Annotated in this window: 4 protein-coding genes and 3 pseudogenes; 2 read left to right on the top strand and 5 right to left on the bottom strand. The window is 39.3% G+C overall.

Annotation, left to right across the window (positions count from 1 at the left end):
• Positions 1-249 precede the first annotated feature (249 nt).
• From CBG10_RS06645 to CBG10_RS06655, 3 pseudogenes are all read right to left on the bottom strand, one after another.
• A pseudogene (locus CBG10_RS06645) lies at positions 250-2,263 on the bottom strand (beta-galactosidase).
• A 9-nt stretch (positions 2,264-2,272) separates the two neighbouring features.
• Positions 2,273-4,195, bottom strand: a pseudogene (locus tag CBG10_RS06650) (glycoside-pentoside-hexuronide (GPH):cation symporter).
• Positions 4,196-4,354: 159 nt separating this feature from the next.
• A pseudogene (locus CBG10_RS06655) lies at positions 4,355-5,373 on the bottom strand (LacI family DNA-binding transcriptional regulator).
• Positions 5,374-5,541: 168 nt separating this feature from the next.
• On the opposite strand from CBG10_RS06655, the gene CBG10_RS06660 reads away from it, so the two are divergent.
• A complete protein-coding gene (locus tag CBG10_RS06660) occupies positions 5,542-6,021 on the top strand; it encodes a hypothetical protein (protein WP_094500867.1) in 480 nt (159 codons plus the stop codon).
• Between the two features lie 51 nt (positions 6,022-6,072).
• On the opposite strand, the gene CBG10_RS06665 is transcribed toward CBG10_RS06660, so the two are convergent.
• The gene (locus tag CBG10_RS06665) at positions 6,073-6,900 is read right to left on the bottom strand and encodes an exodeoxyribonuclease III (RefSeq protein WP_066035701.1); all 828 of its coding nucleotides are present in this window, start codon (positions 6,898-6,900) and stop codon (positions 6,073-6,075) included.
• 2 nt (positions 6,901-6,902) lie between these two features.
• Positions 6,903-7,235, bottom strand: coding sequence for a MazG-like family protein (locus CBG10_RS06670; protein ID WP_094508501.1), 333 nt, complete (start codon positions 7,233-7,235; stop codon positions 6,903-6,905).
• A gap of 149 nt (positions 7,236-7,384) precedes the next feature.
• Between CBG10_RS06670 and CBG10_RS06675 the strand changes: the two genes are divergently transcribed.
• Positions 7,385-7,609 (top strand): hypothetical protein, encoded by a 225-nt coding sequence (locus CBG10_RS06675; protein WP_094500865.1) that lies wholly within the window; start codon positions 7,385-7,387, stop codon positions 7,607-7,609.
• Positions 7,610-8,318: the final 709 nt, after the last annotated feature.

Consider the following 8,318-nt stretch of genomic DNA (forward strand, 5'->3'; position numbering starts at 1 on the left):
CAGTTACTTTGGGTGGATTGAGTAATGGTCCTTTACCAAATCTTGCATAAATTCCCACCCAAATTTGGAAATCATATTCAGCAATCCCGTATTTATGCCTAACTGATGCTAAAGTAACATTACCGTTGGCATATTCTTCAACAGCTTTAAGTTTAGTTTTAACGCTAATTTTGGTCATATAAAATATCCCCAGAGTTGATTTCCAACTCTGGGGGTACACGTCATTCCCATTTCTCAGTCTTATCTTTTTTATTCTTGAACTAAGATCTCAACATCCCACGAATCAAGCATCGTTTCAGGAGAATCGCCAGTCAAAAGGTCTCGATAACCTTTTTGAAATTCTACTGGCAATGGCTGTTTACCCTTTCCCATATTAAGGACAAAGTAAATATCCTGACCTGCTGGATTTTGGCGTTTTGTTATCTCCAATTCTGTTGGCTCTTTAACTAACGCGGAAAGGTGTACATCATCAACAACATGCATAATAACCTTCCGGAGACTAGCATGGTCAAGGCGACTACCAACATACCATGCTTTCCCTTTTGAATAGGTATTCTCGGTTACCGCGGGAGTCCCAGCATAAAATTCACTAGCGTATTTAGCCAGGACATGGGCTCCATTAAGGCGAATTAAGTCTGCTATCAAATATCCAGTTAATTCATCCCCGGTCGTCATTGCTAATTTAACATCTTTATCAGGAAGGATTGCATCACTTTCTTCAACCCACAGTCCCACTACATCTTTTAATGGTCCAGGATAACCGCCCGGATAGATATTATCGGATTCATTTACCATTCCGGACATAAAACTAGTAATAAAATTACCACCGTTTGCAACATAATCCGTAATTTTTTGCCCTAAGCCATCCTTAACCATGTAAAGAACGGGGGCGACTATAAGATCATACTGACTAAAATCATCGTCAACAGAAATTACATCAGTCGGAATATTTAGCTCATAAAATTGCCGGTAATAATCAAGAATAATTGGTACATATTTTAGGTCCTGGGTAATACCATCGACATACTCAAAGGACCAGAAATTACTCCAGTCAAAGATAAGGGCGACCCGAGCTTTAGTCTGAGAATCCTTAATAACCGGGCCCACTTTTCTTAAATCATGACCTAAGTTCGCCACTTCCTTAAATACCCGGGTATCAGTCCGGTTGGCATGACTAATCACGGCACCATGAAACTTTTCTGATCCGCCTAGTGCCTGCTTCAACTGGAAAAATTGAACGGAATCCGCACCATGCGCAACTGCCTGTAATTCAGTGGCCGCCATCTGTCCCGGACGCTTTAATGGGCTATATGGTTGCCAGTTAACTTGTGATGGCGTCGATTCCATCAGCATAAACGGCTGGTGTTTCAGGGAACGCATCAAATCATATAAGAATGCTGGCTGATAAATCGGTGCATCATAAGCCGGATAACTATCATATGATGTCTTGCGCACTCGCCCACTGCTGATAATCAATCATTTTATTGGGCAGACTATGAAAGTTAGTAGTGACTAAGGTTGTTGGATCATATTTTTCAATGATTCGCTTTTCCATCTTAAATAAATCAAGCATTTGGGTCGATTGAAAACGTAAATAATCAATTGAAAGTCCGGCGACAATTGTTTCCGATCCTTATGGGCCCCATGCATCACCAAGTTCATTGGGCACAATAATCTCATCCCAGTCATGAATTGTATGACTCCACACATTCATATTCCATGCATAATTAAGGTTATCCAAGGTTTGATAGCGCGCCTTTAACCATTGCTGAAATTCTGTTTGGCATTCTTCACAATAACAATTGCTACCATATTCATTATTAACATGCCAAGCAACAATATGCGGATTATCGCCATACCTTTTAGCAAGCTGTTCCACGAGATTTTTCGCTAAGCGCCGATAATTTTTACTGCTTGGGCAAAAGTTATGCCGGGCCCCAAATACATGGCGACGTCCTTGGTAGTCGACCCGCGCAACATCTGGGTATTTCTTGAACATCCAAGCTGGCATCGCGGCCGTTGAAGTTGCAAGGATAATATCAAAATCAGCAGCCATTAATTCTTTGATAATCTTATCAAGCTTGGTAAAATCGTATTTTCCCTCCTGCGGTTCAAGCAAAGCCCATGAAAAAACATTGATCGTGGCGGAATTTATATCTGCCTGTTTAAATACTTTAATATCTTCAGCCCACGTTTCTTCTGGCCACTGTTCTGGATTATAGTCGCCACCATATAAGAAATGAGATAATTCTCTCTTTATCATTTTCTCACCTTATTTAAATTCTACTGTTACTACCTTATCACCAAGTTTAGCGGTCTTTCCGGGAGTAAAGCCATTAGCCGCTTCAATATTATGCGGTTGCGCAAAGAAAGTAATTACCGAATCTTCATACCCGCTTTGTTTAATCAATTCACGATCAAAATCAAAGAGTAGCTGCCCCTTTTTAACGATTTGACCGTCATTATAATGGGCATTGAAGCCTTCACCACGCATGTTCACAGTCCCGACACCAATATGAACAATCATTTCTAACCCCTTATCAGAAGTAATACCAAACGCATGACGGGTGCCAAATGTAAAGTTAATCTTACCGTCAAATTGGGCGTACAATTTATCGCTAGTTGGCTTAATCGCAAAGCCCTTGCCGGGGAACGGTTGACCATCACGATCGACAACTGCTTTCATGGCGACTAATTCTCCATCTGTTGGCGCATAAATCGTTTCTTCTTTAAGACTAGTCGATGATGGCGACGCTTCACTTGTCAGTTCTCCTTGTGCTAATTTATCCTTTAATTCTTCAACTACTTCCGCATGAGCTTCTTCACTCAATTTCACCTTAAAAAGGAAGACAAAAATTGACAAAACAGCTAATACCAGCGGGATATAAAAGGCCATACTATCAAAAGTCCGAATATCATGACCTGTCATGTCAGCAGCAGTTGCGCTCCCCGTCATTCCGGCCGCGATTGCGATATAACCGACAAGTCCATTTGAGATCGCCCCTGTTAATTTATCAATCATTGGTCGCACAGCAAGAACTACCGCTTCATTTCGTTGACCAGACTTTAATTGGCCATATTCAATTGCATCTGTTAATGTTAAAACGGTTACCAATTGGGCAAAATTAATGTTAAACAAGACTAATCCAAAGTCCATCATTAAAACATTAGAGCGGGCAAAAATAAAGATTAAATATGCTAGACTCATGCAGACTTGACCACCAATGAATAGCCATTTCCGCGGAATAAATTTATTCAAAATAGGATAAAGAGGACTAGTACAAAAACCGATAATTGTCGCGATAACCCCAACAATCCAGAATTCACCAGGTTTACCAATAACAAACTTATAAAGGTAGAAAAGGACACCATTGGTTACAACATAGGCACATGAATAAAGTAAATATGCCAAACTTGGCCATAAGATTTGATCATTATGAAAAATTGCCGAAAAGACTTCGCGAATAGTTGTCTTATCTTGAGCAGACTTACGGATCACATTGTAATTTTCTTTCGTCCCAACGCAAATAACCAGAGCACAGATAACAGCTAATGCCGAAATGATGGCAGCAAAAGCAAACCAACCAGCAGGCCCTTAGCGATGTTGACCAGTAGCTAAATAAGTAAAGGTCGTTACAATCGGGACCACGATAATCGTTAATCCATTCCAGCCAAGGGTTCCTGCAAAGGCACCGAGAGCGGTATAAACACCCCGCTCTTCAGAATCTTCACTTAAAGCGGGCACCATTCCCCAATATGAAACATCAGAAAATGAGTAGAAAATATCAAACGTAATGAAAATAATAACAAATAGAATGGCAAAAAGAACCCAATTATATTTTGCTAAGCCAAAGATTCCGGTAAAGAGGATTAACAACAAAATCGCACTAACAATATTTCCCATTAAAATCCACGGCTTAAATTTTCCCCACCGGGTTTTCGTATTATCAACAATATTCCCTAATAATGGATCAATTAATAACTCCAAAATCCGGACAGAAACAATCAAACCAGTAATCAACCCAATTAGTTTATTAGCAACCGTTTTGCTTAGTCCTGCAAACATTCCGCTTGTTACAAAGATAATAAAGTAAGTACTCATTACTCCATGAAATGCGGAGTGCCCCAAATTACCAAAGCAAAACGAAGCACGAGAAACAAGCTGTTTGCCCGTGAGCTTATGGCTATGTGTCATATTTACAACCTCCAAACTACAGCTTTCTGCAATCGCTTACAAATGTATTATAATTCTTTAGTTAGTTTTAGTAAATATTTATTCAAAAAGTAAATTCATTACTATGAAAGGATATAAAAAATAGCTAATCTACGAAACGTTGCTACGAATACTGATTAGCTACTTATTTTCTTTAGGAAAGCTTTTACGAAAAACAATATCGGTATTTACTGTCAGATGAACGTGCGGGCGCTGGGGATGAGTTATTAAATCTTGGAGAAGGTTAATTGCCATCCGGCTAAGCGTCTCTTGGTTGATATTGTAGGACGTTAACGGTGGTGAAACATACTTAGCAACGTCACTGTTATTGATGCTAATCACGACAGTATCACGTGGCACAATTACCCCTGCTTCATTAAAAGCCTGGAGAACACCAACACTTAACGTATCAGAGGCAATAATAAAAGCTTCCGGTAAATTACCACCGCTTTGTTCAAGAACCCATTTACCAAGTTGATAACCGTTTTTTACATTAAATGGTCCGTTCACATATAATAGCGCTTCTTTTATCCCTTGCATCCCTGTAAATTCACGAAAGGCGATTTCACGGGCATCAGCTTGTTGGACATTATTGAGATTAAGGCCTTTTCCGCCAATGAAACCGATTCGTTCATAACCTGCTTTGGTGAGGCGATGAAGAGCATCCTGAATCGTTAATTCAAGGTTAGGTTGGACAGAATCAAATAATTGCGGCATCGGATTAATATCGACAAAAACGCCATGCGGTAAGTATTGATGGAGTTCGATAAGCTGGTCTTGCGTTACCCGGTCCGCCCCACGCCAATAAATCCTTGGAACGAATCAGCCGCCGCAATTAAATCTTTGATATTACTAAAGATCTCAATCTGCGCTCCAGCTTCATCGACTTCTTTAATAATTGCATTGCGTAAAAACGCAAAATATTCATCTTGCAGTTGTTCTTTACCGCTTACCCGATACAATAAAGCAAGATTAGGACGGATTGGTTGCTGCTGAGAATTCTTTTTATGATCATTCCAATAGCCAAGCTCGTTAGCCACCGTCATTATCTTATTACGGGTACTTGGACTGATCGATAAATTTTGGTCATTATTCAAAAGACGCGAAACCGTTGCTGGTGAGTACCCTGACTTTTTCGCAATTTCTTTAATTGTTGCCATTATTCTTCACCTCTTTTAGTAATGGGTTTAGTAAATATTATACACTAGTTTGAAGATAGAGGTGATAGTTCAATTTACTGATCTTTTTATTAATTATTTTCCTTGTTTATTTCCCTTAAAATGATCATAATTAAGAGGACGATATTTATTGATGAGGAGATTTACATTATGAATAAAATTTCTAAGGGCCTTATCCTTGCTCTTGCTGGTATTACTGTTGGAACTAGTACTGGACTTAGCACTACCTTTTTTCAATCAACCAGTGTTGCCTATGCTGCTGAGATGACAAAGGAAAAGAATGATTTAGCCAACCGTTATATCGCTGATTATTTAGGCAACTGTCAACAATATGAACAGAATGACAAAACATTCAAAGGCTTTTCTTCAATCAAAGATATTACCTATTCGCGGGACAACAAGATTAAAATTGATGTTAATAATGATATCTATCAATTATCAAAAGCTCGTCGTTCGCTTTTGATTCAAGATTTGCAAAATGGTGTGTATGGCACATTAGCAGACAACGACCTTAAGAAGTTATCTGAAAAAGATATTCAAAAGGGTTGCCCAACTACCGTTTACTTGAATGGAAAAGTAATTGGCCACACTGCCAAGAATGATAACCACCATATTATTTGGAATAAATAACAAAATAAGAGATTTGGGACAAAGTCGGTGCTCCAAATCTCTTATTTTCAGTTAAAGATCAATTTCTAAAATAATCGGCGTATGATCGCGACGTTCTCCACTATCGATCATCCCCGCTTCTGTAATCTTATCAGCAAGCCGGTCACTGACTAACCAGTAATCAATTCTCCAGCCAGAGTTATTTTGTTTACTAGTAATTACCCGTTGTGCCCACCAAGAATAAACTCCCTTTTCGTCGGGATGAAGGTGCCGAAAACTATCGGTAAAGCCAGCAGCTAATAGTTTCGAGAAATGCGTACGTTCTTCATCAGTAAAGCCAGCTGAATGATGGTTGGTCGCTGGATGGGCTAAATCAATCTCCTCATGAGCTACATTAAAGTCACCACTAGCGATTACCGGTTTTTGTTGGTCAAGTTCACGCAGGTAGTCTCGGTAACAATCATCCCATGTTTGCCGCTCATCTAACCGCTTAAGCCCATTACCGGAATTTGGTGTATATACTTCTGTAACATAGAAGTCTGGAAATTCAAGGGTAATGATTCTTCCTTCATCATCCATTGGTTCTGGCGCATTAATTTTAGGATAAGTTACTTTTGGCTCATATTGGGCTAAATAAAGGTACATGGTTCCAGCATACCCTTTCCGTGCTGGTTCAACGGAACTTCGCCATGCCACTTCATAATTGGGGAATAATTCTTGTAAAACCGTCAAATGCTTCTTAGTTGGCCCATTCTTTGACAGCTTGGTCTCTTGAATGGCGATGACATCTGGCTTCATCGCTGCAATCTTTTGTAATACTTCCCGCGTTTCTCCAGCCCGTACGGAGGTTCCAGTTAGTGCCGCATTAATTGAATCAATGTTCCACGAAATAAATTTCACAGCTATTTCTCCTTTTTATTTCTTGATCTAAGGTCACTTTCTTTGATGAATACCCCATCAGTAGTTGTCTTACCCGTTCGCTTTGCAATTTCTTGATAAGCTGCGGCAAGCGCTTGTTGATGGTCAACGCCCACTAATTTACAAAAGATTAGCAGCGCAATCTGTAAGTCACCGATGCTATCGATAAGCTTAGCCTGATTTTCCTTATTATACGCGCTAGAAAGTTCGCCAAGCTCTTCTGCCATCTTCATAAATTCGACACGTGGATCCGCGTGGTCAATCCCGCGTTCATGTGCCCACTTATCAATCTTTTGAAATAGCTCCTCGTAATTCATCACATGTCACCTCATCAAGTGATAATTCTAGTCTTAACTATAAGATAAAAGAACTAGCTACGCAATAAGAAAATTTCACGCAAGCCTTCTTAACAGTATTTATCAATCACCGCTGTTATAATTATTGCTAAGGAAAGGAAGTGAAAGAAATGGACTTAACCAAGTATCGAATCGACCCTGCTAAGTTTGCTTTAGCTTGTGTGCAAAGTTCACCGGACCTTACTACTCAAGACAAATTAAGGGTTTATAAGGAAGCATACGAAGAAGCGCTTACTTTCTATCAACAAATTCAAACAGCCGTTATTAATAAAGGCCGTTCAAAAGAAGATCACAGCCTTAAAGAAATGGGAGACTTTTTCGATTTAAAGAACTAAATCAATTACCGAACTCACTACCTATCAAAATCTCCCATCCCAATTGATGAAAATAGTTTTTAAAATTGCAGAGCCTTTAAAATTAATTTACATTGACTACTCACTGCAATCATGATTGTGGTGAGTTTTTTAATTTAAAATAAAAAAGGATGCCGATTAAGGCACCCTGTTTACCGGTACGGATTAAGTAACGAACTGAATCCATTTTGCACACCGGCATCTTTATCATTATGTTTTAATTATAACACAGTAATTCTGTGATACAATAGTCAAGCACGCTGTTAGGCGTAACGAACCTACAAATATGTGCAAGTTGGGAGGTGTCCCAATTGCATTGGTGCATCTTTATCATTATCGTGCCGAACGGGCTCGTTAAGCAACTGTTACCCTTTGTAAAGGTTGCAATCAAAAAGGCTCTCAAACGCCTAATTGAGGAATTACTTGGTTAAACTCCATTTAATTCCAAGAGGAGGTGGGCAAGATGTTATTTCAGCGGTAGCGTTTATTTGCTATCGCTGTTTTATTATACTTAAAAAGCCTGAGCAGCAATTACAGTTCAAAGCTTTTCTTAAAAATAATTTTAATCGAGTAGGAGATAATTGATTATTTCAATTATCGACCTCTCACACCACCGTACGTACGGTTCCGTATACGGCGGTTCGACAACTTAATCACATTGAATTGACTGGAGCGTCTTGGACATATTCAT

This window comes from Limosilactobacillus reuteri, from assembly GCF_002254085.1.
GTDB classification, from domain to species: Bacteria; Bacillota; Bacilli; order Lactobacillales; family Lactobacillaceae; genus Limosilactobacillus; species Limosilactobacillus reuteri_K.

Excerpts from the sequence above, each read along its gene's own strand:
- CBG10_RS06660 (WP_094500867.1), top strand. The coding sequence starts at position 5,542 with ATGAATAAAATTTCTAAGGGCCTTATCCTTGCTCTTGCTGGTATTACT.
- CBG10_RS06675 (WP_094500865.1), top strand. The coding sequence starts at position 7,385 with ATGGACTTAACCAAGTATCGAATCGACCCTGCTAAGTTTGCTTTAGCT.
- CBG10_RS06670 (WP_094508501.1), bottom strand. The coding sequence starts at position 7,235 with ATGAATTACGAGGAGCTATTTCAAAAGATTGATAAGTGGGCACATGAA.